Origin of the sequence: Eubacterium sp. An3, assembly GCF_002159465.1 — a bacterium.
In the GTDB taxonomy this organism is placed as follows: domain Bacteria; phylum Bacillota; class Clostridia; order Lachnospirales; family Lachnospiraceae; genus Anaerobutyricum; species Anaerobutyricum stercoris.
The window spans coordinates 1-507 of the sequence record NZ_NFIR01000114.1 but is presented as its reverse complement, the minus strand read 5'-3'; the positions used below and the strand labels follow the sequence as shown (position 1 = coordinate 507).

Here is a 507-nt window from a genome sequence, read left to right as displayed (position 1 = left end):
AAAGCCGCCGTGTCAGCGTATAGGCGTCACTCCTTTGTCGAGGGCATAGGGAACGGCGGCCTTGATGTTACTCAAAACCGCCGCAGTACCCTGAAAATCCATTATGGGCGCACGAAGCTGCCTGCCCTGCAACGGTTTTTTTCTTTCCCCGTTTAGCGGGGCAGGATAGCTTGTCTTATTCGGTTTATTCTTGCTCTTGTGCGGCTGCCTCTTTCAGCCGTGAAAAGCTCTCATCGCTGATAATGTGTTCAATCCGGCAGGCATCGGCCTCCGCAGTTTTGGGGTCAACGCCTGCGGCGATAAGCTGCTCGGTAAAAAAGCAATGGCGCTCATAGATTTTTTCGGCAACCTCGCGGCCCACATCGGTCAGATGGAGAAAGTGATCCTTGTCCATTGTGAGAAAGCCGCCGTCCCGCAAGGTAGCCACTGCATGGCACACGCTTGGCTTTGACACCTCCATGTGCCGGGCCACATCTACGGAGCGTACCATACCGAGTTTCTTTTGGA

1 protein-coding gene is annotated in these 507 nt (G+C 54.2%); it reads right to left on the bottom strand.

Annotated features, from left to right (window positions below; genetic code table 11):
* Positions 1–184: 184 nt before the first annotated feature.
* A partial coding sequence (locus tag B5F87_RS20600) for a metal-dependent transcriptional regulator (protein ID WP_087284544.1) occupies positions 185–507 on the bottom strand: 323 nt, incomplete at its 5' end.